This window comes from Cryobacterium mannosilyticum, assembly GCF_004402705.1.
Lineage (GTDB): Bacteria > Actinomycetota > Actinomycetes > Actinomycetales > Microbacteriaceae > Cryobacterium > Cryobacterium mannosilyticum.
In genome coordinates, this window is the sequence record NZ_SOFM01000045.1 from 81,113 (window position 1) to 103,708 (window position 22,596).

Genomic DNA, 22,596 nt, shown 5'->3' on the forward strand with positions numbered 1-22,596 from the left:
GTCGTTCCGAAACGCTGAGTCGTTCCGGGCGGGCTACCGGCCCGCCCGGAGTTTCAGGGTGTCCGTCGCCGCCGCGCGCACGGCGGCGAGGGAGAACAGCCAGGGCCTGGTCTCCTGGTGCTGCCACAGCGCCGTCTGGTCGGCGTAGTTCGGGTGGAATGCGTGACCTGAACTGCCGGTCAGGTTCAGCCAGGTCGAGTCGTCCCAGGCGGCCAGGCTGACCACCTCGCGCATCGAGGGCACCCAGTCGACCGTGTAGCCGGCCGTGGCGTCCCAGCCGACCGCATCGATGACGGATGATCCGCCGGCCAGTTCGTACGGGCCCCGGTTGAACAGCCACTCCAGTGGGGCCACGCCCGACTTGCCGAAGCTGGCGTTGGTGACCTCGAGGGTGTGGATGCTGCCCCAACGCCAGGTGGTGGCATCCGGCCCCATCAGCCGCTCGCCCTCGACGGCGGCCTGCTTGAGCACCCGCTGGAGCATGCTGTCCCGTCCGGCCGAGCCGACCCTGGCGTTCTTCCACCAGGGCGAGTCGGGCTCGTCGAGCAGGGCGATCACGACCGCGTAGGCCCGGTCGCCGCCGGTGAGCCAGGTGGACTCGGGCAGTTTCGTGTTGAACAGGTCGACCAGCAGGTTCCGCCAGACGATGTTGAAGTACGCGGCGGCGGCGCTGTCGCCCTCCAGCCGGTAGTCCCAGCCGTCGAACAGGGCCAGGGCGGCCCGGGTCTGTTCGGTCTGCCCGGTCGGCTTGAGCGCCTGCAGCACCGGCACCAGCCGGGCGGCGAGCGGGCTGAACGTGTCGGCCTGGATCTCGCTCATCATGGCCGGGGTCATCGGCGTGCCGTGGTCGATCAGCGCCTGCAGCCGGGCGGTGATCTCGGTCGCCCGGTAGCCGAGGTCCCAATCCCTGGTGATCAGGTACGGGTAGTCGGCTCCGACCGGGGCGTTGTTGGCCGTGACGATGAATCCGCTGGCCGGGTTCAGCGTCTGGGGCAGCGCGTCGAATGGGATGTACCCGTCCCAGCCGTACTGGCTGGTCCAGCCGGGCACCGGGACCGTGCCGTCGCCGGCCCGGCGGATCGGGATGAGGCCGGGCGCCTGGTAGCCGATGTTGCCGTCGACGTCGGCGTAGACCAGGTTCTGCGACGGCACGTCGAACAGGGAGGCCGCCTGCCGGAAGCTCGCCCAGTCGGTGGCGGCGCCGAGCGCGAAGATGGCGGCGGCGGTGCGCCCGGGGGTCAGGGCCGTCCACTGCAGTGACAGCTGGTAGCCCGTCTCCGCGGTGGCCGGCGGCAGGTCGACCGCCTCCGGGTAGTCGGCGGCGATGGAGGGGAAGGCGCTGCCCTCCAGATCGCTGACGATCGGGCCGTGTTCGGTCGACCGGATCCGGATCTTCACCGCGGGGCCGCCGGCGACCCTGATCTTCTCGGTGCGCACCTGGATCGGCTTGGCGGCCCCGTCGTACTCGTAGCTGTCCCCGGTGACCTTCTCGAGGTAGAGGTCGGCGACATCCGGGCCCAGGTTGGTGAAGCCCCAGGCGATCCTCGCGTTGTGGCCGATGATGATGCCGGGCAGCCCGGAGAAGCCGTAGCCGGCCAGGTCGAACGGGCAGTCCGCGGTGACGGACTCGCAGCGCAGCCCCACCTGGTACCAGACCGACGGCATCACGGCGCCCAGATGCGGGTCGTTGGCGAGGATCGGCTTGCCGGTCGCGGTGTGCGCCCCCGACACGACCCAGGAGTTGGAGCCGATCTCCCCGCCGGCCGGCCCGAGCAGCTCGGGCACGGCCGTGAGCGTGTCGTGCAGGCGGCTCAGCGACGACGCCAATGCTTCCTCCGCGCCGGCCGTCACGGGAGCCACCGGCACGGGCGGCGGGGTGACGGATGCCGCAACGGCCCCCGCGGCGCCGGCCGGCATCCCGCCGACGATGGTCGGGTGCGCGGTGTACGGGTAGTCCGGATGCAGCCGGGCGACCTCCGTGGGGCTCAGGCTGCCGGCCAGCATGGCCCGGTCGATCTCGTCGTCGAGGTTGGAGCGCAGGTCCCAGGCCATCGCCTTGAGCCAGGCCACGGAGTCGGCCGGCGTCCACGGCTCCGGGGTGTAGCCCGGGTTCTGCAGGGCGAGCACCGCGTATTCGACGGAGAGGTCGGCGCCGCGGTGCCCGGCCAGGTAGGCGTTCACCCCGTCGGCGTAGGACTGGTAGTAGCCGAGGGTGACCGGGTCGAGCAGCGCCACCTCCTGCTCGGCCACGGCACGCCAGCCGAGGGTGCGGATGAAGGTGTCTGTGCCGACCTGGCTCTTGCCGAACAGCTCGGAGAGCCGCCCGCTCGTCACGTGCCGGCGGAAGTCCATCTCCCAGAACCGGTCCTGGGCGTGCACATAGCCCTCCGCCATGAACAGGTCGCCGGCGCTGCGGGCCAGGATCTGCGGGATGCCGGCCTGGTCGCGGTACACGGTCACGTCGGCGCTGAGCCCCGGCAGCGTGGCCTGCCCGGAGAGGGCGGGGAACGAGCGGACGACCGTCCACACGCCCAGGCCGGTGCCGACCAGGGCGAGGCTGAGCGCGACGGCGAGCACGGCGAGGGCGGCCCTGATCCTGCGGTGGCGCCTGCTGCGCGGTGCGTCGGTTCCCACATCACTCCTTTGTGACTGGCAGCGTACTCCCGGGCCGGGGCCGGTCAGGCGTGCAGTTGCTCGTTCAGCAGGATGCCGGTTCCGCTGCGCTGGAGCACCTCGACCGCCCCGGAGACAGAGTTGCGGCGGAAGAGCAGGTTCGGCACCCCGGAGAGTTCGACGGCCTTCATCGTGCGGGCCTTGCCGTCCGCGGTGCGCGGCTGGTCGGGCAGCGTGACCTTGGTGCCGGCGGTCACGTACAGCCCGGCCTCGACCACGGTGTCGTCGCCGATCGAGATGCCGACACCGGAGTTGGCGCCGAGCAGCGCACGCTCGCCGATCGACACCCGCTCGGTGCCGCCGCCGGACAGCGTTCCCATGATCGACGCGCCACCGCCGATATCGGCGCCGTCGCCGACGACGACACCCTGGGAGATCCGGCCCTCGACCATCGACGTGCCGAGCGTGCCGGCGTTGAAGTTGACGAAGCCCTCGTGCATGACCGTGGTGCCCGGGGAGAGGTAGGCGCCCAGGCGCACCCGGGACGCGTCGGCGATCCGCACCCGGTCAGGCGTGACGTAGTTCAGCAGCGGCGGGAACTTGTCGATCCCGGTGGCCTGGATGCCGGCGCGCTGCAGCGCGGGGCGGAGCCGGGCGAAGTCGGCGGGCAGCATCGGGCCGGCAGTGGTCCAGGCCACGGTGGGGAGGTGTCCGAAGATGCCGTCGAGGTTGATGCTGTTGGGACGCACGAGGAGGTGGGAGAGCAGGTGCAGGCGGAGGTAGGCGTCCGAGGTGCCGGCCGGGGCCGCGGCCAGGTCGATCTCGACGGTGACGGCCTCGATCCGCACGGCCCGTCGGGCGTCGTCGCCGGCGAACTCCTCCAGCTCGGACGGCACGATCCAGCGGTCGCGCCCCGGCGGCAGTGTGCCGAGGCTGGGGGCCGGGAACCAGGTGTCCAGCACCGTGCCGTCACCGGCGACGGTGGCCAGGCCGTACCCCCAGGCGTTGGCGGGGACGGTGGACTGCGGGGACACTGCGGTGATCATGGCTCTAGATTAGTAGGGTGCCTCTCAACCTCGTGACTCTGGACCTGTCCGCCTCCTCGATCGACGTCACCCGGGCGATCTGCGATATCGAGTCGGTGTCCGGCAATGAAACGGTGCTGGCCGACGCCATCGAACACGCCCTCGCCGGGCTCGGTCACCTCGAGGTCATCCGGGACGGCGACACCGTCGTGGCCCGCACGAACCTCGGCCGGGCGCAGCGGGTGGTCATCGCCGGCCACATCGACACCGTCCCGTTGAACGGGAACCTGCCGACCAGGTTCGAGACCCTGGACGGGGTGGACTACCTCTGGGGCCGCGGCACGGTCGACATGAAGGCGGGCGTCGCCGTGCAGCTCAAGCTGGCCGCCGAGCTCACCGACCCTGCCGTCGACGTGACCTGGATGTGGTACGACCACGAGGAGGTCTCGGACGACCTCAACGGCCTCGGCCGGCTCGCCCGGAACCGCCCCGACCTGTTCGCCGGCGACTTCGCCATCCTCGGCGAGCCGACCAATAGCCAGGTCGAGGGCGGCTGCAACGGCAACGTGCGGATCGAGATCCGCACCTTCGGGCTGCGCTCGCACTCGGCTCGCAGCTGGGTCGGCGACAACGCGATCCACAAGGTCGCACCGATCCTCGACGTGCTCGCCGGATACCAGGCCCGCGAGGTCGAGGTCGAGGGACTCGTCTACCGCGAGGGCCTGAACGCCGTCGGCATCAGCGGCGGCATCGCCGGCAACATCATCCCCGACGAATGCATGGTGCACGTCAACTACCGGTTCGCTCCGAGCCGGTCGGGCGCCGAAGCGCTCGCGCACCTCACCGAGCTGTTCGGCGACTACGAGATCACGGTCGTCGACCTGGCCGAGGGGGCCCGGCCCGGCCTCGACGCGGTCCTGGCCCAGGACTTCCTCGTCGCCGTCGGCGGGACGGCGCGGCCCAAGTACGGCTGGACGGATGTCGCGCGGTTCTCCGCGCTCGGAATCCCCGCGGTGAACTACGGCCCCGGCGACCCGCTGAAGGCCCACGCGGACGACGAACGCGTCGCCCTGCACCAGATCACGGAGTGCGAGGACGGCCTGCGTTCGTGGCTGACCGCATCCGCCGGCTGACGCCCGGCGCACCGGCCCGTCCGGCCCGGCCCGGCCCGCTGACGGCCCGGTTGCGCCCGGTTCCGTGGTGGGCCAGGGTCGCGATGATCTGGGCGGCCTCCCGGGTCGTGACGACGACGCTGGTGCTGCTGCTCGCCCGGGTGCAGGGTGCGAACCCGTGGACGGCCGCGAGCCCGGGGTACGCCGACTTCGCGAACATCTGGGACGGACGCTGGTACAACATCGTCGCCGTCGCCGGCTACCCGTCCGTGCTCCCGGTCACGATCGACGGGCACGTCGCGGAGAACGCCTGGGCGTTCATGCCGGGTTACCCGGCCGTGGTGCGCCTGCTGATGATCGTGCTCGACCAGCCGTGGGCGCCGATGGCCGTGCTCGTCTCGCTCGGCTTCAGCCTCGGCAGCGCCCTGCTGTTCTACCGGCTGATGCTGCGGGTGCTGGACGCGCCGGCGGCGCTGTTCGCGGCCGTGCTGTTCTGCGTCGCGCCGCTGTCGCCGATCCTGCAGTTCGGCTACGCCGAGTCGATGTACCTGTTCTTCCTCACCCTTGCCCTGCTCCTGCTGCTCGAGCGGCGGTATGTGCTGTTGTTCCCGGTGATCCTCGTGATGGCGTTCACCCGGCCGAGCGGGCTCGCCTTCGCCCTGGCCATGGGACTGCACCTGGTTCAGCGCTGGCTTGGCCGGCAGCGGGACCCGTTCCCGGTCCGGGAGCGGGTGGTCGCGGCATCCGTCGCCGGGTTCAGCGCGGCCAGCGGGCTGGCCTGGCCGCTCATCGCCTGGGCGGCGACCGGGTCGGTCACGGCGTACACCGACACCGAGCTGGCCTGGCGGTCGGCGTACATCGGCTACCAGGAGCTGGTGCCCTTCACCGCGTGGTTCCAGAGCGGCGTGTGGTGGCTGGGGACGCCGCTGGGCATCTCCGTCGTCGTCGCCCTGATCGTCGGCTTCACGGCGCTGTTGTTCTCGCCGCCGGTGCGCCGCCTGGGCGTCGACCTGCGGTTCTGGCTGGCGGCCTACGGGCTGTACCTGCTCGCGGTGTTCTTCCCGCAGTCGAGCACGTTCCGGTTGCTGATGCCGCTGTTCCCGCTGCTGGGCGCCGCCGCCGTGCCGAAGAACCCTGTCTACCGGGTGGCGCTCGTGCTGCTCGCCATCGCTGGCCAGTGGGGCTGGCTCCTGCTCTGCTGGGGGGTCGACGGAGCGGACTGGACACCACCCTAATTACTGTCTGGGGCGGTAATGGTCGATAATGGAAGTTCAGACGAATGAATGGAAGGGGAGTTCATGGCGGCCATGAAGCCACGGACCGGAGACGGGCCAATGGAGGCTGTAAAGGAGGGGCGCCTCATCATCGTGCGTGTTCCGCTCGAAGGTGGAGGCCGACTTGTCGTCTCTGTGAACGACGCCGAGGCCAGAGAGCTTCACGACGCCCTTGCCGGCGTGGTCCAGTCGACCGTATAGCCTTATCGATCGGCCGTGCAGCAGCGCTGCGCGGCCGATTTTTATTGCCCGGACGAGCGGAGCGCGAGCGGCTGGGTTGGCCCGGACGCGTTGGCCCGGACTCGTTGGCCCAGTCGGGTTGGCCCGGACGCGGCCGGTCAGGCCCGGATCTTGGTGATCTGGAGCAGGCCGTCGCCCACGGGCGAGAGGGCGCTGATCACCGCGGTGGAACCGGCGATCTCGGCCAGGAGCGTGCGGAAGCCGGTGGCGACATCGTCGCGCTGCGCCGGGTTGGCGACCCGTCCGCGCCAGAGGGCGTGGGCGACGAGCACCGTTCCTCCCGGGCGGGCCAGGCGCAGGCCGTGCTCGACGTACTCGATCACCGATTGCGGGTCGGCGTCGACGAAGACGATGTCGTAGGAGTTCTCGTTCATCCGTGGCAGCACCTCGGCGGCCTTGCCGGTGATCAGGCGCACCCGGTTCGAGCGGATGCCGGCCTCGGCGAAGCTGGCACGCGCGTGCTGCTGGTGGTCGACCTCGGTGTCGATCGAGGTGAGGGTGGCGCCGGGCGCGCCGGTGAGCAGCCAGATCCCGGAGACGCCGGCCCCGGTGCCGACCTCGAGGATGCTGCGGGCCCCCGTCGCGGCCGCGATCACGGCCGACTGCGCGCCGACGGCAGGGGAGATCGCGTCGATTCCCAGCTCGAGGGACTGCTGCCTGGCCCGGGCCACAGCGTCGGACTCGACGACGGAATCGTCGGAGAACTTCCAGTTCAGATCTTTGTCAGACAAGCGCAACTCCAGTTGATGATTGGGTCCAGCCTAAGGCCGGGTCCGCTCTGGTCGGGGGAGGCCTCGCCGGGGGTTATTCTGAGGGAATGTTTGGTCTGACGTTCGAGAAGATCCTCCTGATCGGGATCGTCGCCGTCTTCCTGCTCGGACCGGAGAAGCTCCCGCACTACGCGGCCCAGCTGGCGCGCCTGGTGAAGCAACTCCGCGACATGGCGAACGGGGCCAAGGAGCGCATGCGCGACGAGATGGGCCCCGAGTTCGACGACGTCGACTGGAAGAAACTCGACCCGCGACAGTACGACCCGCGCCGCATCATCCGTGAGGCACTGATCGACGACGACGGAGCGGTGAAGGACCAGTCGGCGACGGTGACCCGGGCCGGCCCGAACCCAGACGGCGCGTACCTGCAGCGCAAGCGCGCCCGCGAGGCGGCCCTCGCCGCGGCGCAGCCCGCACCGTTCGACTCCGAAGCCACCTGACCTCGGCTATGCGCTGAACGTGGTCCGGGCCCCGGCGCCGAGCTGATGCGCGAGGGCGGTCGCGGCATCCCGGAGTTGGTGGGTGATCGCCTCCAGCCCGGAGTCGAGGCGGTCGCCGGAGACGGTGACGGCCAGGGCAGCGATCACGCCGGGCGCGCGCACCGGAACGGCGACACAGGAATGCCTCAGCCGGTACGCTTCCCGGTCGACGGTGGATTCGGCTCCGCGCTGGAGATGGTTCAGCACGACGCGCCGGCTGGAGCCCAGGCGCGGGGTGAACCGCACCTGCGGGTGCCGGGTGAGGTACTCGGCCCGCTGTTCGCGGCTCAGCTGGGCCAGGATCTGCCTGCCGAGGGCGGTCGCGTGGGCGCCGTCGGCCAGCCCGGACCAGAGTTCCGGCCGGGGAACCCCGGTCTGGTCGACGATGTCGATCAGCCTCACATCTCCGCCGCTGAACCGGGCCAGGTACGCCGTCGCATCCTGTTCCTCCGCGACGCGCCGCAGGGTCTGCCGCACCCGGGCCAGGAAGACCCCGGCGTGGTCCGCGCCGCGCAGGCTCGGGAAGCGATGGCCGAGCACCAGCCCGTCGGGCTCGGCGGCCAGGTAGCCCTCGTGCACCAGGGTGCGGGTGAGGTTGTAGGCCGTGCCGAGGCTGAGCCCCGCCGCGTTCGCGACGGCCTTGACCGGCAGCGGCCGGGCGGCGGTGGCGACGATGTCGACCAGCTTCAACGCGCGCTGCACGGAGGAAATGAGGGTCTGGCGATCCTGTGGCATCTGGCTCCCGCACGGGTGACTATTCGAAACAGGATAGACAGGGGGATCAGAACCGGATAGGGGTTGCGTGGGAGGAATCCCGGGTACGCCTGGCCGCGGTCACACATCTCCACCGCGGTGGAATCCCGGGGCGCTACGCTGAAGCCAGGGAAGGTGCCGATGACGAACAAACCCGTGAAGGTCAAGCGCATGAAAAAGGCGCTGTACGAGGCGGAGCTCCGCCGCCTGCAAACCGACCTGGTGTCGATGCAGCAGTGGGTCAAGGAATCGGGGGCCCGGGTCGTGGTGATCTTCGAGGGCCGGGACGCGGCCGGCAAGGGTTCCGCGATCAAACGGGTCACCGAGTACCTCAACCCGCGCAGCGCCCGGATCGTGGCCCTGCCGATCCCGACCGAGCGGCAGCGCGGCCAGTGGTATTTCCAGCGGTACGTGGAGCACCTGCCGTCCACGGGCGAGATCGTGCTGATGGACCGGTCCTGGTACAACCGCGCCGGGGTCGAACGCGTGATGAGTTACTGCACGCCCGACGAGTACCGCCGGTTCCTGCACCAGGCGCCCCTGTTCGAACGGATGCTGGTCGAGGACGGCATCCTGCTGGTCAAGTACTGGTTCTCGGTGTCCGACCATGAGCAGGAGGCTCGGTTCCGGTCGCGGCAGAAGGACCCGATGCGCCGGTGGAAGCTGTCCGAGACCGACCTGCTGTCGATCACGAAATGGGTCGACTACTCCAAGGCGAAGGATGAGATGTTCGTGCACACCGACATTCCCGAGGCGCCGTGGTGGGTGATCGAGAGCGACGACAAGCGCGCAGCCCGCCTGAACATGATCAACCACCTGCTGTCGATCGTGCCGTACGAGCACCGAGAGCCGCCGGCCGTGAAGATCCCGCACCGGCCGACCGGGTCGGACTACGAGCGGCCGCCGCGCGAGCTGAACCGCCCGGTGCGGGACCATGCGGCGGACGTCGCCGTCGCCGCCGGACAGCCGAAGCCGCATGGGCAGCCGAAGGTCCCCAAGGCTCCCACGGAGTCCACGGAGTCCAAGGAATCCACGGAGTCGACGGACGCGACGCCCTAACGCCGGCGGAGGGTCTTCAGCGCGCGGGCCAGGACCAGCATCGGGCCGGTCAGAGCCTCGAACTCGCGCCCGGTCCGGGGCAGCTGGAGCAGGCCGGTCGCCCGGGAGATGGTGATCGCGTCCACGAACCGGAGCAGGCCCTCCGGGCCGTTCCTCCGTCCGAGACCGGACTGTTTGAGCCCGCCCATCGGCGCGGCGACCGAGGAGAACGACCCGCGGTAGCCCTCGTTCACGTTCACGCTGCCGGCCTCGATCGCCCCGGCCAGTCGCAGGCCGCGCCGGGCCGAGCCGGAGAACACGGAGGCGTTGAGGCCGAACTCGCTGTCGTTGGCGGCGAGGATCGCCTCCTGCTCCGTGTCGAAGACCGAGACCGCGACCACCGGTCCGAACGTCTCTGAGGCGAAGCAGTCCATCGCCGCGGTGACGCCGGTGAGCACGGTCGGTTCGAAGAAGAACGGTCCGAGGTCGGGACGCGCCCGACCGCCCGCCTCGATCGACGCTCCCTTCGCGACGGCGTCCTCGACGTGCGCCCGCACGCGCTCCAGCTGGGCAGGGGAGGTGAGCGAACCGACATCCGCGGAATGGTCGAAGCCGGCGCCGAGGCGGAGGGCGCCTGTGACCCGGCTGAACTCGCGCAGGAACTCCGCGGCGACGCCGCGCTGCACGTAGATGCGCTCGATCGACACGCAGAGCTGGCCCATCGCCGAGAAGCAGGCATTGGCGGCGTCGGCGGCGGCGCGGGCCGGGTCGACGTCGTCGAGCACGATCAGCGGGTTGTTCCCGCCGAGTTCCAGCGACACCCCGGTCAGCTTGCCGGCCGCCTGGACGGCGACCCGGCGCCCGGTCGCGGTCGACCCGGTGAAGCAGACGTAGTCGGCCTCCTCGGTGACGGCGGTGCCGATGACGGCACCCTCGCCGGTGACGACGGCCCACAGCCCGGCCGGGACTCCGGCGTCGATGAACGCCCGGCGGAGGGTGAGGATGCTCAGCGCGCCCTGGTCGTCGGCCTTCTGCACCACGCCGCAGCCGGCGGCGAGGGCGGGGACGACGTCCATCGCGGCGAGGCTGAGCGGGTAGTTCCACGGCGTGATCACCCCGGCCACCCCCTTGGGCCGGTAGCGCACCCGGGTGGTCACCATGAGAGGCAGGGCCGAGTGGCGGCGGCCCCCGCGGAGCACCCCTCGGGCGGCGAGGGCGTTGAACCGGGTGACCCCGGCGGCCTGGAAGACCTCCTCGAACGCCTGGCCGCGGGTCTTGCCGGTCTCCGACTGCACCGCGTCCTGGAGCAGCCCGGCGCGGTCGAGCAGCAGGTCGTGGGCGCGCAGCAGCACCCGGCGGCGGTGCGCGAACCCGGCGCGCGACCAGGCGAGCTGGGCCAGCCGGGAGCGGGCGTAGGCATCCTGCACGTCCCGGGGGCTGCTCCGCGGCAGCTCGTGCAGCACCTCACCGGTGAACGGCATGGTCACCGGCACGGTGGTTCCGGTGCTGGCGATGATGTCGCGGTGGGCGTCGGCGATGAACGACGGGGACAGCGGGGAGGCGGACATCCGGCCAGTCTAGGCCGGCACTCAGTAGCTGCAGCGGTCGGCGATCCAGGCGTAGAGCCGGGCCCGCAGCACGTCATCGACGGTCAGGTCCCAGTCTCCGGCGCGCTCCGGGGAGCCGGGCCCGGCCGTGACGCGCACCGTGAGCGGGAACACGGTGCCGCGTTTGTCCTCGGCGACGGCGTGCGGGTCGCAGCGGGTCGGGCGCAGGCCCAGCGCGACCCGGGTTGGCGGCGTGGCCGCGTCCACGGTCAGGCCGAGCGGCCAGTCGAGCCCGTCGGCGGAGGCGAGGAGCGGCGTCGAGCCTGCCCGGTCGACGGTGACGGCGCCCGGCGCGCCGGTCGGGGTGAGCGTGAGGTCGAGCCAGGCGGCGGCGGTCGGCCCCGCGCCGTCGACGCGGAGCTCCGGGGCCACATCGATGCGGAGCAGCCGGGTCAGCGCGCCGGCCAGGCAGTCCTCGCCCTCGATCCGGTCGAGGGCCCCGGTGTCGTCCGTCGCGGGCACCGTCGCTGTGCTGGTGCTGGTGCTGGTGCCGGCGCCGGCACCCGGCTCGGCCCAGGCGAGGGTGACCGTGTCCGTCGGTGTCGGCATCAGTGCCGGTGGCATCAGTGTCGGTGTCGGTGTCGGTGTCGGTGTCGGTGTCGGTGACGTCGCTGCCGGCGACGGCGCGCAGACGGCGGCGGCCAGGCGCACCCGCAGATCGCGGGTCAGTCCCGGTTCGAGCCGCAGCCCGCCGGACCAGCCTGCTGCGGCGGTGAACCGGCTGGAATCGAAACGGGCGGAGCGCAGGTCGAGCGGCGCCCGGCCGGCGTTGCTGACGCTGAGCTCGAGCACCCGGTCGGCGTAATCGAACCGGGTCTGGTAGATCCGCACGGTCACACCGGGCGGCAGGCCGGCCGGGGCGGCAACCGGGGTTGTACCCGTGATGGTCGGCGTTCCGGGCCGGTCGGGCGCGCTCACGCAACCGGACGTGCCGGCGAGGAGGCCGGCGAGCAGCAGCACCACCGGCATCCGGGTGGACACCAGGGGCCGACGGCGCGCTGGCACGGGCTACCTCGGGGAGATGCCCAGGCTGCGGCCGGACAACCCGCGGGCGCGGGTGGCGAGCCGGTCGGCGACGGCCTGGATGGCGATGGCCGCCGGGTCGAGCGGATCGCCCAGCACGACCGGCAGCCCGGTGTCGCCGCCGCTGCGCAACGGCACGCTGAGCGGCACCTGGGCGAGCAGCGGCACGGGGGTCTCCTGGCCCGCGCCGAGCCGGCGGGCCACCTCGGCGCCGCCGCCGGAGCCGAAGATGTCCAGGACGGTGCCGTCGGGCTGCACGATCCCGGCCATGTTCTCGATCACGCCGTAGATCGTCTGCCCGGTCTGCCTGGCCACCACGCCGCTGCGTTCGGCGATGTCGGCGGCGGCCGGCTGCGGGGTGGTCACGACGATGACGTCGGCCTGGGGGAGCAGCTGGCCGACCGAGATGGCCACGTCGCCGGTGCCCGGCGGCAGGTCGAGCAGCAGGATGTCGAGGTCGCCGAAGTACACCTCGGTGAGGAACTGGTTGATCGTGCGGTGCAGCATCGGGCCTCGCCAGGCGACGGCCACGGAGGAGTCGTCGACGAACATGCCGATCGAGATGACCTTCACGTCGAAGGCGATCGGCGGCAGGATCATGTCGCCGACCTGGGTGGGCTTGACCGCGGTGCCCTTCTCGCTGCCGGGAGCCGGCGGCCCGACCAGGCCGAGCAGCCCGGGGATGGAGAACCCGTAGACATCCGCGTCGACGACGCCGACCCGGAGTCCCCGCGCCGCGAGCGCGACGGCGAGGTTCGCGGTGATGGTGGACTTGCCGACGCCGCCCTTGCCGCTGGTGATGGCGTAGACCCGGGTCAGCGAGTCAGGCCCGAACTGGCTGGTGCGCGCGCCCTGGCCGCCGCGAAGCTTCTCGGTCATGGCGCGGCGCTGCTCGCGGGTCATCACGGTGACGTCCACGCTCACCCGGCCGGGCCCGGCGACGGACTCGGCCGCCTCACGCACGTCGCGTTCGATCTGCCGTGCGGCCGGGCAGCCGGCGATGGTCAGCCGGAGGCCGACCGTGGTGTGGCCGGCGGCATCCACCTCGACCCCCGCGACCATGTCGAGCTCGGTGATCGGGCGGCGGATCTCGGGGTCGATCACCCGGACGAGGGCGGCGAGCACCCCGTCGCGGGTGCGCTGGGCGTCACTCACTCCGGGGACGCTCCTCACGGCGGCGTTCGGACACCGGGTCGTGGTCGTGGTCGCGCTCACCCTTGCGGGCGCGCTTGCGTTCGCGCTTGTCCTGGTCTTCGCGTTCCTCGAGGTTCTCGAGCAGCGACCGCAACTCGGCGCGGAGGAAGTCCCTGGAGGCCAGGTCCTTCATACCCAGGCGCAGCGCGACGACCTCGCGGGCGAGGTATTCGGTGTCGGCCAGGTTGCGTTCGGCGCGCTGCCGGTCCTGCTCGAACTGCACCCGGTCGCGGTCGTCCTGCCGGTTCTGCGCGAGCAGGATCATCGGCGCCGCGTAGGACGCCTGCATCGACAGGACCAGGGTCAGTGCGATGAATCCGAGCGACACCGAGTCGAAGCGCCAGGCCGCGGGAGCCAGTGTGTTCCAGGCGATCCAGCCGACGGCGAAGAAGGTCAGGCCGAGCAGGAACCACGGGGTGCCCATGCCCCGGGCGATGGCCTCGGTGAACCGGCCGAACCGGTCGCTGCTCGGTCGGTTGCGGTCGCGGGTGCGCTTTCGGCCCAGGGCGGCCGTGCGCAGGCCCTTGGGCGAGTCGAGGCGGAGATCCGATCGGTTAGCTCGGGCCATTGCCGGTCCTCCGTCCGTGGTGCAGCGGGATGCTTCCCGTGGTCAGTTCGGTGCGGGCCGCGGCCCGGCGGCGCACGTCGTCGTTCCCGTCGTGACTTCGCCAGTCGTCGGGCAACAGATAGTCGAGGACATCGTCAATCGTCACCACCCCGACGAGTCGGTGGTTGTCGTCGACGACCGGCACGGAGACGAGGTCGTAGCTGGCGAGGATGCGGGTGACCTCCGCGGCCGAGGTGTCCGCGGTGACGGGGTCGAGACCCTGGTCGAGCAGCGTGCCCAGGCGTTCGTGGGGCGGGTAGCGCAGCATCCGCTGGAAGTGCACCATGCCCAGGAAGCGGCCGGTCGGCGGCTCGTAGGGTGGCAGGGTCACGCAGATCGCCGCGCCGAGGGCGGGGGCCAGGTCGTGGCGGCGGATCAGGGCGAGGCCCTCGGCGACCGTGGCGTCGGCGGAGACGATGATCGGCTCCGTCGTCATCAGGCCGCCGGCGGTGTCGGGGGCGTAGGTGAGCAGGAAGCGCACATCGTCGGCCTCCTCCGGCTCCATCAGGTCGAGCAGCTGCTCGCCGTGCTCCTCCGGCAGCTGCGCGATCAGGTCGGCGGCGTCGTCGGGCTGCATGTGATCGAGCACGTCGGCCGCGCGGGCGTCGCCGAGCCGGGTGAGGATTCCCACCTGCTCGCGCTCGGGCATCTCCTCGAGCACGTCGGCGAGGCGGCCGTCGGGCAGTTCCCCTGCCACCTCGTACATGCGCTCCTGCGGCAGGTCGAGCAGGGTGTTGGCGAGGTCGGCGGGCTTGAGGTCGGAGTAGGTGGCGATGAGCTGCTCGGCGGACTGGGCCTGGCCGACCGTGGCGTGCTCGCGCACCTCACCCCAGGCGGCGAACGCCGTGGCGCCCTTCGCGAACAGGGACAGGCTCGTCTTGGGCCGGCGCACGAAGAGCTGGCTGATCGCCCAGCCGCCCTGGGCGGACTCCTCGATCGAGACGTCCTCGACGGTGGCCTCGCCGGAGCCGTCGTTGAAGACCACGGTGCGGCCGAGCATCTCGGCGATCACCCGCACCTCGCCGCCGCGCTGCTCGAACCGGCGCACGTTGATCAGGCCGGTGGTGATGATCTGGCCGGAGCCGATGCTGGTCACCCGGCTTATCGACACGAACACGCGTCGTTTGCCCGGGATCTCCACGATCAGGCCGACCACGAGGGGCGGGTCGTTTTTTCGGTAGACCACCAACACGTCGCGAACCTTGCCGACGCGGTCGCCCGCGGGGTCGAAGACGGTACACCCGGCCAAACGGGCAACGAAGACTCTGGTGGCACTCACAGTACAAATCTAGGCCACCTTCAGGGGATAACGGTGCTGTGGGAGAATGGCGGCATGAGCAACCAGAGCCCCTTCGGCGCCCGAGGCCCCGCACTCTTCCCCGTTCTGCCCAAGGGCGAGGTGCTCGCGACGTACGAAACCTACTTCGAGGCGCAGGCCGCGGTGGACACGCTCGCGAAGGCGGACTTCCCGGTCAAGAAGCTTTCCATCGTCGGAAACGACCTGAAAAGCGTCGAGCGGGTGACCGGCAAGCTCACCTGGGGCCGGGTCGCGCTCGCCGGGGCGGCCTCCGGCGCCTGGCTCGGGGTCTTCTTCGGGCTGCTCTTCTTCATCTTCTCGCCCGCCGGTGCCGGCCTGCCGTTCGTGCTCGCCGCGGTGCTGATCGGCGCCGGATTCGGCATGCTGTTCGGGGTCGTCAGCTACGCGCTCAACCGCCGCCGCCGCGACTTCACCTCGACCATGCAGGTCATCGCGAGCAACTACCAGGTGATCGTGGATGCGGCGCTGGTCAACCGGGGACGCAACCTGCTCGCCGGGTATGCCGAGGCAGGCGCCGAGGCGCCGGCCGCGCCGCATCCGTCGGAGCCCCCGCGCAGCGCCGACCCGGTGACCCCGCCCGCGCCGCCGGCCCCCGAGATCTAACCGCCCCCGCCCTTCGGCAACTGTTGCCGGGGCGGACAGTTGTGGCCCGCACACCGGCAGCAGTTGTGCGCACCGGCAACATTTCTGACCGGGGCGGGGCGGTGAGGAGGGCGGTCCTCAGACGGTGAGGGCGGCGATCCAGGCCTCGACGTCGGCCGAGGTGCGCGGGATGCCCGCGGACAGGTTCTCGGGGCCGTCGACGGTGATCAGGATGTCGTCTTCGATCCGCACGCCGATGCCGCGGAACTCGGCCGGCACGGTGAGGTCGTCGGGCTGGAAGTACAGTCCCGGCTCGATCGTGAACACCATGCCGGGTTCGATGACGCCGTCCATGTACATGTCGCGGCGGGCCTGGGCGCAGTCGTGCACGTCGAGACCGAGGTGGTGGCTGGTGCCGTGGACCATGTAGCGGCGGTGGTGGCCGTTGTCGGGCAGCAGCGCCTCCTCGGCGGAGACAGGCAGCATGCCCCACTCCGCGGTGCGACGGGCGATCACGACCATGGCCGCGGCGTGCACGTCGCGGAACACCGCGCCGGGCCGGGCGACGGCGAACGCGGCATCCGCTGCCTCGCGCACGGCGTCGTAGACCATGCGCTGCACGGGCGTGAACGTGCCGTCGACCGGGAGGGTGCGGGTGATGTCGGCCGTGTAGTAGCTGTCGACCTCGACCCCGGCGTCGAGCAGGATCAGGTCACCCGGGGTGACCGGCCCGTCGTTGCGGGTCCAGTGCAGGATGCAGGCGTGGGCACCGGACGCCGCGATGGTGTCATAGCCGACCGCGTTGCCGTCGGAGCGGGCACGGGTGTTGAACACGCCCTCGACGAGGCGTTCGCCGCGGAGGTGGGAGCTGGACCGGGGAAGGTCGCGGATGACGTCGTCGAAGCCGTGCGCGGTGGCCGCCACGGCGAGGCGCATCTGGGCGATCTCGTAGGAATCCTTGACCAGGCGCAACTCGGAGAGGTCCCGGGCGAAGTGGTCGTCCGGTTCGTGCTCGGCGTTGATCTCCAGGCTGAACGGGGAGTCTGACGCGTTGGTGGTGAGCACCTTCTCGGCGGCGAAACGCAGCCGGGATTCGTCGACCTCGTCGGTGAAGAACGGGTCCGCCTCGCGCACGACGACGGTCTCGCTGTCCACGGCCTCGAGCACGGCGGACAGGCCGGCGATGCCGCGCACCCGCAGGGCGAGGTCGGCGGCGACCTGGGCGATCGACGGGCGCGGGCCGATCCAGAACTCGCCGATGTCGGGGTTGGCGTAGAACTCGTCGGAGTCGCGCCCGGCGCGCTCCCGGAAGTAGAGCGTGGCGTCGTGGCCTGCCTCGGTCGGTTCGAAGACCAGCACGGCGCCCGGCTCGGAGTCGCTGCCCCAGCCGGTGAGGTGCGCGAAGGCGGAATGCGCGCGGAACGCGTAGTCGGTGTCGTTGGAGCGCTGCTTGAGCCGGCCGGCCGGGATGATCAGCCGGGTTCCCGGGTACATCGCGGAGAGCCTGGCCCGGCGGGCGGCCGCGAACGGGGCCTGCTCCCGGGCGGGCGGCAGTTCGGCGGTGCGCTCGGCCCAGGAACTGGAGATATAGGCCTTGAAACCGGCCGACCCGGGCGTCGTGGACCGGTTCTCGTTCGATCGGGGGGCAGGGGTGATCGCGGATTCGTTGGGGTTGGCCATGCGCCCATTGTCCCATTCCCGGCCGGGCGCGCGCTGTGGGCTGTCCGGGGGGAGGTCAGCGGGGCGAAAGGGTCGCGACGATCGGGCGGTGATCGCTGCCCGCGGCATCCTCTGACTCGATCACGCTCATGCTGTCGGTCTGCCAGTTCGGCGTCGAGAGCACATGGTCGATCGGGCTGCCGAGCAGGGGAGGAACGAACGTCGGCCAGGTGCCCACCGCCCCGGACCCGGCGGCCAGCGCCGCGTCCCGGCAGTCACCGAGCACGGCCGAGCCGGAAGATTCCCGTCCGGACATATGGTCGACCGTGGAGTTGAAGTCCCCGGCCATGATCACATTCTCAGCCGTGCACTGGCGGGCCAGCCAGTCGAGGTCCGAGCGCCAGTTCGACATCTCCCAGTTGATCGGGGCGACGGCGTGCACCGCGATGATGGTGGGCCTGGAGGCATCGACGGGCCGGGCGACGACGGTCGGAAGCACATTGGTGTTGCCGGGAGGGCCGGAACCCGCGGCGCTGCTCACGGTGTAATCACCGAGGTCGGGGCTGATCAGCAGGGTGGTCGACCGTGCCTTGGAGACCAGGTCGAACGCGATGGTGTGCACCCACATCGGCCGTCCGGCCTCCCGCATCGCCTCGGCGACCTTCACTCCGGTGGCCTCGGTCGTCTCCGGGAGGGTGACGATGTCGGCGCCGCGGTCGATCGCGAGCCGGGCGATCGCCGCCGCCCCCGGTTCGTCACCGAGGGTGTTCCAGCTGAGCACGGTGACGTCGCCGGTGGTGCCGGCGGATGCCGGGGGCCGCTCGGCCGCCGACGCCGGCTGCACGCCGATCCCCCTGGCGGCAAGCACGGCGGCGTTGCCGACCCCGAAGAGGAGCAGCAGCACGGCGAGGGACCCGGCCAGGCGTCGCAGCGGCCGGATCGCGGCGAGCAGGGCCAGCACGACCATTCCGGCAGCGGCGACGGCCACGCCCAGTCCGCGCAGGGACACGGCGTGGGCGAAGACCCAGCTGTTCTGCAGGCCGAACGACTGCGGCCAGCCGACGGCGAACAACGCGAGGGCGGAGCCGCCGAGGACGAGGGCGGTGAGGATTCTGGGCAGCATGGAGTGACCATGGTAGGCGACCCGGCTGGGCGACGCCTCTGCCCGGCCCAACTAGCATGGGGGAATGGCAGGCGAACGGCGATTCAGGGGTCCCATCGACCTGCACACCCACTCGAGCGTGTCCGACGGCACCGAGACCCCGGCCCAACTCGTGCGGGCCGCGGCCGATGCGGGGATCGGCACGATGGCCCTGACCGATCACGACTCGACCGCGGGCTGGTTCGAGGCGGCGGCGACGGCGCGCACGATGGGGATAAACCTCATTCCGGGAATGGAATTCAGCACCAGGGTTTCCTTCGCCAGCGTGCACCTGCTCGCCTACCTGTTCGACCCGTCCGACGCCGGCATCGTCGCCGAGACCTCCCGGGTGCGACAGGCCCGCCTCGTGCGCGCCGAACAGATGGTGGAGAGGATCGGGGCAGACTACGCGCTGACCTGGGAGGACGTGCTCGCCCAGACCACCCCGGATGCGACCGTCGGCCGTCCGCACATCGCCGACGCCCTGGTGGCGCGCGGCCTCGCGCTCACCCGGAGCGAGGCGTTCGCCGGGATCCTGCACTGGGATGCGGGTTACTACCAGCCGCACTACGCTCCGGACCCGCTGCGCGCGATCGAGCTGGTGCGCGCGGCCGGGGGAGTGCCGGTCATCGCACATCCGGCGACCCGGGGCGTCCAGGACGTGATCCCGGAGGCCCGGCTGAAACGACTCGTCGAGGCCGGACTGTTCGGGCTGGAGCTGGAGCACCGGGAGAACAAACCGGCCGCGAAGGCCCGGCTCTACGAGCTCGCCGCGAAGTACGGTTTGTTCGTCACGGGTTCGAGCGACTACCACGGCGCGGGCAAGCCCAACCGGCTGGGGGAGAACACGACGGCGCCGGAGGTGCTGGAGGCGTTGATCGCCCAGGGCACCGGCTCGGAGCCGGTCTTCGGTTAGCCCGCCGGGGTCGAACTCGTCCACGGGGGACGGGCTCGACCACCGGGGGTTCAGCTGGCGGTGCCGGACTGCGGTGCGCTGCGGCGGGTGCGGCTGCGACGCCGCGGGGCGCTGTTGCCGTCGTGGTGCTCGGCGCCGCCGCCGTCGTGGGTGCCGGCCGCGGGGGTGGCGGCCGGGGCATCCGGGTTCGTGGACTGGCCGACCCGGGTGCGATTGCGTCCGCGACCGGCGCGGTCGCCGCCCTGGTCACCCGCACCGGAGCTCGCACCGGCGCTCGCGCCGGCACTCGCACCGGCACTGACGCCGGCGCCGACGGATGCCGGGCGACCCGAGCCGGAGCGGCCGGAATCGGAGCGGCCGGCGCCCGAACGTCCGGAGTCGGAGCGACCGGAGCCCGAACGGCCCGAGTCCGACCGGCCGGAGCCGGAGCGACCCGAGTCGGAACGGCCGGCACCGGCCGGCGCCTCGCGGACCGGCGACGCGCGGAGGCGACCCTTCGACCCGGTCGGGATGTTCAGGTCGGTGAAGAGGTGCGGCGACGAGGAATACGTCTCCATCGGCACGGGCGTGCCGAAGTCGAGCGCGTTGTTGATCAGCGTCCACTTGTGCATGTCGTCCCAGTCGACGAAGGTGACGGCGATGCCGGTCTTGCCCGCGCGCCCGGTGCGGCCGACGCGGTGCAGGTACGCCTTCTCGTCCTCGGGGATGGTGTGGTTGATCACGTGGGTGACGTCCTCGACGTCGATGCCGCGAGCGGCGACATCCGTGGCGATCAGGATGTCCTTCTTGCCGGCCTTGAACGCGGCCATCGCGCGTTCGCGCTGTTCCTGGTTGAGGTCGCCGTGCACGGCGGTGGCGTTGAAGCCGCGGTCGCCGAGTTCCTCGACGAGTTTTGCGGCGGCGCGCTTGGTGCGGGTGAAGATCACGGTCTTGCCGCGGCCCTCGGCCATCAGGATCCGGCCGATCACCTCGTCCTTGTCCATGTTGTGCGCGCGGTAGACGAGGTGCTCGATGTTGGCCTGCATCAGGCCCTCGTCGGGGTCGCTCGCCCGGATGTGGATCGGCCGGTTCATGAACCGGCGGGCGAGGGCCACGATCGGGCCGGGCATCGTCGCCGAGAACAGCATCGTGTGGCGGGTCGAGGGGGTCTGCGAGAACAGCTTCTCGATGTCGGCGAGGAAGCCGAGGTCGAGCATCTTGTCGGCCTCGTCGAGCACCATCTCGCTCACGTTGGCGAGGCTGAGCAGGCGTTGGCTGGCAAGGTCGAGTAGACGGCCGGGGGTGCCGACCACGATCTGGGCGCCGGCCTTGAGCTGTTCGATCTGGCCCTCGTAGGCCTTGCCGCCGTAAATGGAGACGATCTTCGTGTCGCGGTTGCGGGCGGCGAGTTCGAGGTCTTCGCTGACCTGCACGCACAGCTCGCGGGTCGGCACGACGACGAGCGCCTGCACTCCCGGTGCGGGGTTGAGGCCGAGGCGCTGGATCAGTGGGAGGCCGAAGCCGAAGGTCTTCCCGGTTCCCGTCTTGGCCTGGCCGATGATGTCCTGGCCGCTAAGGGCGAGGGGGATGGTCTGGACCTGGATGGGGAAGGGCTCGAGGATGCCTTTATCGGCGAGGGCCTGGACCATGTCCTGGTCAATATTAAGTTCGGAGAAAGTCACGAATGTTTGCCTGTCATTAGCTGGATGCGTCGAATGCGCCCGTTTTCTGCCTCGGGCACCGGCCACCGATCCATGCCGATGGCGTGGTCCAACCTTACCGGGCGGCCCCTGTGAACTCGATGAGGCGCTCCGCGGGGACCCGCACTGTCCTATGCTGGGCGTGTGATCTCGTGGCTCGATCGGCGCGCGAAGCGTGTGGAGATCCCTCGTCCGTCGACCAGGGGAGCACGTCTGTCGACCACCAAGGTGGACATCGCCGACCTGACCCCCGAGTTGCTGCCCTACCTCGGCCAGGCGGCATATTTCGAACTGGGAATGTTCGAGAACCTCGCCCAGGCGATCAGGCTCGCCCCCGACCTTGATTCCAAGGAGGGGCTGAGCGCGGCCGCAGGCCGGGCGCTCGCCAAGCACCAGGGTCTCGTCGCCGAGATCCGGCGGCGCGGCGGGGAACCCGCCGAGGTGATGGCGCCGTTCGCGCCCGCCCTCGACGACTTCCGGGCGAAGACCATGGGGGCAGACTGGCACGAGCTGCTGCTCAGCTGTTACCTTGCCGGCGGCCTGCTCGACGACTTCTTCATCCGGCTGTCCGACGGATTGCCCGGCGACGTCGGCCCGCGGGTCGCCCATCTGCTCGGCCAGGGCGCGGGCACCGACGTGCTCGTGAAGCACTTGAAAACCGCCATCGACGGCAGCCCCGGACTCGGCTCGCACCTGGCACTGTGGGGGCGCCGCCTGGTCGGCGACACCCTGCTCGTGGCGCGGTCTGCCATCCCGGCCGCCGTGCCGGCGGACGGTGCGTCGGTGCCCGCTCACGGCCCGGCACCCGCTCACGGCCCGGCATCCGCTCACGGTGAGGCGCAGATCGAACCTGTCTTCACCGAACTCATCGCGGCGCACACGCGCCGGATGGACGGGCTCGGCCTCACCGCCTGACCGGCGACACCGAGCGGTCGCCCTACAGGGTCAGGCGTGCCAGACAGGGTCAGGCGTGCCCGAACAGGGTCAGACGTGCCCGGGGTGCCCGGTCTTCATCAGCGTGTGCAGCATCCGCCGGTCGCCCTGCGAGCGCGAGCGGCCCAGCTGGAGGTCGGCGGCAACGGATGCGAGCGCGGCGAGGCCGAGGGACACCCACCAGATCCAGCCGCCGTCCCACGCCCAGCCGAGCCAGGTCAGCGCCACCCAGGCGACCGACGCGACGGCCGTGCCGACGGCCGGCACCAGCACGGAACCGTGACTGTGCCGCCCGGGCAGCAGGTATCGGGCCGCGAGCCCGAGCAGCGCGCCGCCCAGGGCGACGAAGAGGAGCTCCATGGCTGGTTAGGCCACGAAACCGACGCGGCGGGAGGTCTCGGCGCCCAGCTCGACATACGCCAGCCCGATCGTGGGGACGATGTAGACCCGGCCCTTGCTGTCGGAGAGCTTGAGGTAACCGGTCTGCCCGGCGAGGGCGGCAGCGACCGTTTCCTCGATCTCGTTCGCGGGCTGCGAGGTCTCGAAGCCAATCTCCCGGGGAGAGTTGAAGATGCCAATGCGGATATCCACCAGATGCGCCTTTCGTTGCCTAAGCGCCCAGATTACGACAGA

General features: G+C 71.0%; 22 protein-coding genes. 8 read left to right on the forward strand and 14 right to left on the reverse strand.

Annotated elements, in window-relative coordinates; genetic code table 11:
* Positions 1-33: 33 nt before the first annotated feature.
* Positions 34-2,634 carry a penicillin acylase family protein gene (locus E3O32_RS14910; RefSeq protein WP_134510617.1) on the reverse strand — a complete coding sequence of 867 codons (2,601 nt, stop codon included), beginning with the start codon at positions 2,632-2,634 and terminating at the stop codon, positions 34-36.
* Between the two features lie 44 nt (positions 2,635-2,678).
* Positions 2,679-3,659 carry a 2,3,4,5-tetrahydropyridine-2,6-dicarboxylate N-succinyltransferase gene (gene dapD, locus E3O32_RS14915; RefSeq protein WP_134510618.1) on the reverse strand — a complete coding sequence of 327 codons (981 nt, stop codon included), beginning with the start codon at positions 3,657-3,659 and terminating at the stop codon, positions 2,679-2,681.
* A gap of 17 nt (positions 3,660-3,676) precedes the next feature.
* Here dapD and dapE point away from each other — a divergent pair, with 17 nt between their 5' ends.
* From dapE to E3O32_RS14930, 3 genes are all read left to right on the forward strand, one after another.
* On the forward strand, positions 3,677-4,771 hold the full coding sequence (gene dapE, locus E3O32_RS14920) for a succinyl-diaminopimelate desuccinylase (RefSeq protein ID WP_134510619.1): 1,095 nt from the start codon (positions 3,677-3,679) through the stop codon (positions 4,769-4,771).
* Positions 4,747-5,985 carry a mannosyltransferase family protein gene (locus tag E3O32_RS14925; RefSeq protein ID WP_241974996.1) on the forward strand — a complete coding sequence of 413 codons (1,239 nt, stop codon included), beginning with the start codon at positions 4,747-4,749 and terminating at the stop codon, positions 5,983-5,985. Before dapE ends, E3O32_RS14925 begins: the two co-directional genes overlap by 25 nt.
* 63 nt (positions 5,986-6,048) lie before the next feature.
* Positions 6,049-6,225: a DUF3117 domain-containing protein gene (locus tag E3O32_RS14930; RefSeq protein ID WP_134510620.1), complete on the forward strand. Its 177-nt coding sequence runs from the start codon at positions 6,049-6,051 to the stop codon at positions 6,223-6,225.
* A gap of 137 nt (positions 6,226-6,362) precedes the next feature.
* Here the strand turns inward: E3O32_RS14930 and E3O32_RS14935 are convergent, their stop codons facing one another.
* The gene (locus E3O32_RS14935; RefSeq protein WP_134510621.1) at positions 6,363-6,995 is read right to left on the reverse strand and encodes an O-methyltransferase; all 633 of its coding nucleotides are present in this window, start codon (positions 6,993-6,995) and stop codon (positions 6,363-6,365) included.
* A gap of 86 nt (positions 6,996-7,081) precedes the next feature.
* Here E3O32_RS14935 and E3O32_RS14940 point away from each other — a divergent pair, with 86 nt between their 5' ends.
* Positions 7,082-7,474, forward strand: coding sequence for a twin-arginine translocase TatA/TatE family subunit (locus tag E3O32_RS14940; protein WP_134510622.1), 393 nt, complete (start codon positions 7,082-7,084; stop codon positions 7,472-7,474).
* A gap of 6 nt (positions 7,475-7,480) precedes the next feature.
* Here the strand turns inward: E3O32_RS14940 and E3O32_RS14945 are convergent, their stop codons facing one another.
* Positions 7,481-8,248 carry an IclR family transcriptional regulator gene (locus tag E3O32_RS14945; protein WP_134510623.1) on the reverse strand — a complete coding sequence of 256 codons (768 nt, stop codon included), beginning with the start codon at positions 8,246-8,248 and terminating at the stop codon, positions 7,481-7,483.
* A 159-nt stretch (positions 8,249-8,407) separates the two neighbouring features.
* Here E3O32_RS14945 and ppk2 point away from each other — a divergent pair, with 159 nt between their 5' ends.
* The gene (gene ppk2 / locus E3O32_RS14950) at positions 8,408-9,325 is read left to right on the forward strand and encodes a polyphosphate kinase 2 (protein ID WP_134510624.1); all 918 of its coding nucleotides are present in this window, start codon (positions 8,408-8,410) and stop codon (positions 9,323-9,325) included.
* On the opposite strand, the gene E3O32_RS14955 is transcribed toward ppk2, so the two are convergent.
* The 5 genes from E3O32_RS14955 to E3O32_RS14975 are packed head-to-tail and all read right to left on the reverse strand — an operon-like array spanning position 9,322 to position 15,014.
* Positions 9,322-10,872 carry a succinic semialdehyde dehydrogenase gene (locus tag E3O32_RS14955; protein ID WP_134510625.1) on the reverse strand — a complete coding sequence of 517 codons (1,551 nt, stop codon included), beginning with the start codon at positions 10,870-10,872 and terminating at the stop codon, positions 9,322-9,324. The two genes, ppk2 and E3O32_RS14955, sit on opposite strands and share 4 nt — an antisense overlap.
* Before the next feature lie 21 nt (positions 10,873-10,893).
* Positions 10,894-11,916 carry a hypothetical protein gene (locus E3O32_RS14960; RefSeq protein WP_134510626.1) on the reverse strand — a complete coding sequence of 341 codons (1,023 nt, stop codon included), beginning with the start codon at positions 11,914-11,916 and terminating at the stop codon, positions 10,894-10,896.
* Positions 11,917-11,919: 3 nt separating this feature from the next.
* A complete protein-coding gene (locus E3O32_RS14965) occupies positions 11,920-13,089 on the reverse strand; it encodes an Mrp/NBP35 family ATP-binding protein (protein WP_241974997.1) in 1,170 nt (389 codons plus the stop codon).
* On the reverse strand, positions 13,082-13,696 hold the full coding sequence (locus E3O32_RS14970) for a DUF1003 domain-containing protein (RefSeq protein WP_134510627.1): 615 nt from the start codon (positions 13,694-13,696) through the stop codon (positions 13,082-13,084). The genes E3O32_RS14965 and E3O32_RS14970 overlap by 8 nt, the downstream gene beginning before the upstream one ends.
* Positions 13,683-15,014, reverse strand: coding sequence for a magnesium transporter MgtE N-terminal domain-containing protein (locus E3O32_RS14975; protein WP_134510628.1), 1,332 nt, complete (start codon positions 15,012-15,014; stop codon positions 13,683-13,685). The genes E3O32_RS14970 and E3O32_RS14975 overlap by 14 nt, the downstream gene beginning before the upstream one ends.
* Positions 15,015-15,068: 54 nt before the next feature.
* On the opposite strand from E3O32_RS14975, the gene E3O32_RS14980 reads away from it, so the two are divergent.
* Positions 15,069-15,656, forward strand: a complete 588-nt coding sequence (locus E3O32_RS14980; protein ID WP_134510629.1) for a YflT domain-containing protein — start codon at positions 15,069-15,071, stop codon at positions 15,654-15,656.
* 117 nt (positions 15,657-15,773) lie between these two features.
* Here E3O32_RS14980 and E3O32_RS14985 read toward each other — a convergent pair whose 3' ends face one another.
* Together E3O32_RS14985 and E3O32_RS14990 are read right to left on the reverse strand one after the other, a co-directional pair.
* Positions 15,774-17,315: an aminopeptidase P family protein gene (locus E3O32_RS14985; RefSeq protein WP_174776524.1), complete on the reverse strand. Its 1,542-nt coding sequence runs from the start codon at positions 17,313-17,315 to the stop codon at positions 15,774-15,776.
* Between the two features lie 55 nt (positions 17,316-17,370).
* On the reverse strand, positions 17,371-18,417 hold the full coding sequence (locus E3O32_RS14990; protein WP_174774779.1) for an endonuclease/exonuclease/phosphatase family protein: 1,047 nt from the start codon (positions 18,415-18,417) through the stop codon (positions 17,371-17,373).
* Positions 18,418-18,481: 64 nt separating this feature from the next.
* Here E3O32_RS14990 and E3O32_RS14995 point away from each other — a divergent pair, with 64 nt between their 5' ends.
* Positions 18,482-19,351, forward strand: coding sequence for a PHP domain-containing protein (locus E3O32_RS14995; RefSeq protein WP_134510631.1), 870 nt, complete (start codon positions 18,482-18,484; stop codon positions 19,349-19,351).
* A 50-nt stretch (positions 19,352-19,401) separates the two neighbouring features.
* On the opposite strand, the gene E3O32_RS15000 is transcribed toward E3O32_RS14995, so the two are convergent.
* Positions 19,402-21,012, reverse strand: coding sequence for a DEAD/DEAH box helicase (locus E3O32_RS15000; protein WP_134510632.1), 1,611 nt, complete (start codon positions 21,010-21,012; stop codon positions 19,402-19,404).
* 162 nt (positions 21,013-21,174) lie between these two features.
* On the opposite strand from E3O32_RS15000, the gene E3O32_RS15005 reads away from it, so the two are divergent.
* Positions 21,175-21,945 carry a ferritin-like fold-containing protein gene (locus tag E3O32_RS15005; RefSeq protein WP_241974998.1) on the forward strand — a complete coding sequence of 257 codons (771 nt, stop codon included), beginning with the start codon at positions 21,175-21,177 and terminating at the stop codon, positions 21,943-21,945.
* Between the two features lie 69 nt (positions 21,946-22,014).
* Here E3O32_RS15005 and E3O32_RS15010 read toward each other — a convergent pair whose 3' ends face one another.
* Both E3O32_RS15010 and E3O32_RS15015 read right to left on the reverse strand, forming a co-directional pair.
* Positions 22,015-22,323, reverse strand: a complete 309-nt coding sequence (locus E3O32_RS15010) for a hypothetical protein (RefSeq protein WP_134510633.1) — start codon at positions 22,321-22,323, stop codon at positions 22,015-22,017.
* A 6-nt stretch (positions 22,324-22,329) separates the two neighbouring features.
* Positions 22,330-22,554, reverse strand: coding sequence for a DUF3107 domain-containing protein (locus tag E3O32_RS15015; protein ID WP_134510634.1), 225 nt, complete (start codon positions 22,552-22,554; stop codon positions 22,330-22,332).
* Positions 22,555-22,596 lie beyond the last annotated feature (42 nt).

What these genes read in the sequence shown, in the direction of transcription:
- dapD (WP_134510618.1), bottom strand. Translation starts at nt 3,659, where the DNA reads ATGATCACCGCAGTGTCCCCGCAGTCCACCGTCCCCGCCAACGCCTGG.
- E3O32_RS14930 (WP_134510620.1), top strand. Translation starts at nt 6,049, where the DNA reads ATGGCGGCCATGAAGCCACGGACCGGAGACGGGCCAATGGAGGCTGTA.
- E3O32_RS14940 (WP_134510622.1), top strand. Translation starts at nt 7,082, where the DNA reads ATGTTTGGTCTGACGTTCGAGAAGATCCTCCTGATCGGGATCGTCGCC.
- E3O32_RS14945 (WP_134510623.1), bottom strand. Translation starts at nt 8,248, where the DNA reads ATGCCACAGGATCGCCAGACCCTCATTTCCTCCGTGCAGCGCGCGTTG.
- ppk2 (WP_134510624.1), top strand. Translation starts at nt 8,408, where the DNA reads ATGACGAACAAACCCGTGAAGGTCAAGCGCATGAAAAAGGCGCTGTAC.
- E3O32_RS14955 (WP_134510625.1), bottom strand. Translation starts at nt 10,872, where the DNA reads ATGTCCGCCTCCCCGCTGTCCCCGTCGTTCATCGCCGACGCCCACCGC.
- E3O32_RS14970 (WP_134510627.1), bottom strand. Translation starts at nt 13,696, where the DNA reads ATGGCCCGAGCTAACCGATCGGATCTCCGCCTCGACTCGCCCAAGGGC.
- E3O32_RS14980 (WP_134510629.1), top strand. Translation starts at nt 15,069, where the DNA reads ATGAGCAACCAGAGCCCCTTCGGCGCCCGAGGCCCCGCACTCTTCCCC.
- E3O32_RS14985 (WP_174776524.1), bottom strand. Translation starts at nt 17,315, where the DNA reads ATGGCCAACCCCAACGAATCCGCGATCACCCCTGCCCCCCGATCGAAC.
- E3O32_RS14990 (WP_174774779.1), bottom strand. Translation starts at nt 18,417, where the DNA reads ATGCTGCCCAGAATCCTCACCGCCCTCGTCCTCGGCGGCTCCGCCCTC.
- E3O32_RS14995 (WP_134510631.1), top strand. Translation starts at nt 18,482, where the DNA reads ATGGCAGGCGAACGGCGATTCAGGGGTCCCATCGACCTGCACACCCAC.
- E3O32_RS15010 (WP_134510633.1), bottom strand. Translation starts at nt 22,323, where the DNA reads ATGGAGCTCCTCTTCGTCGCCCTGGGCGGCGCGCTGCTCGGGCTCGCG.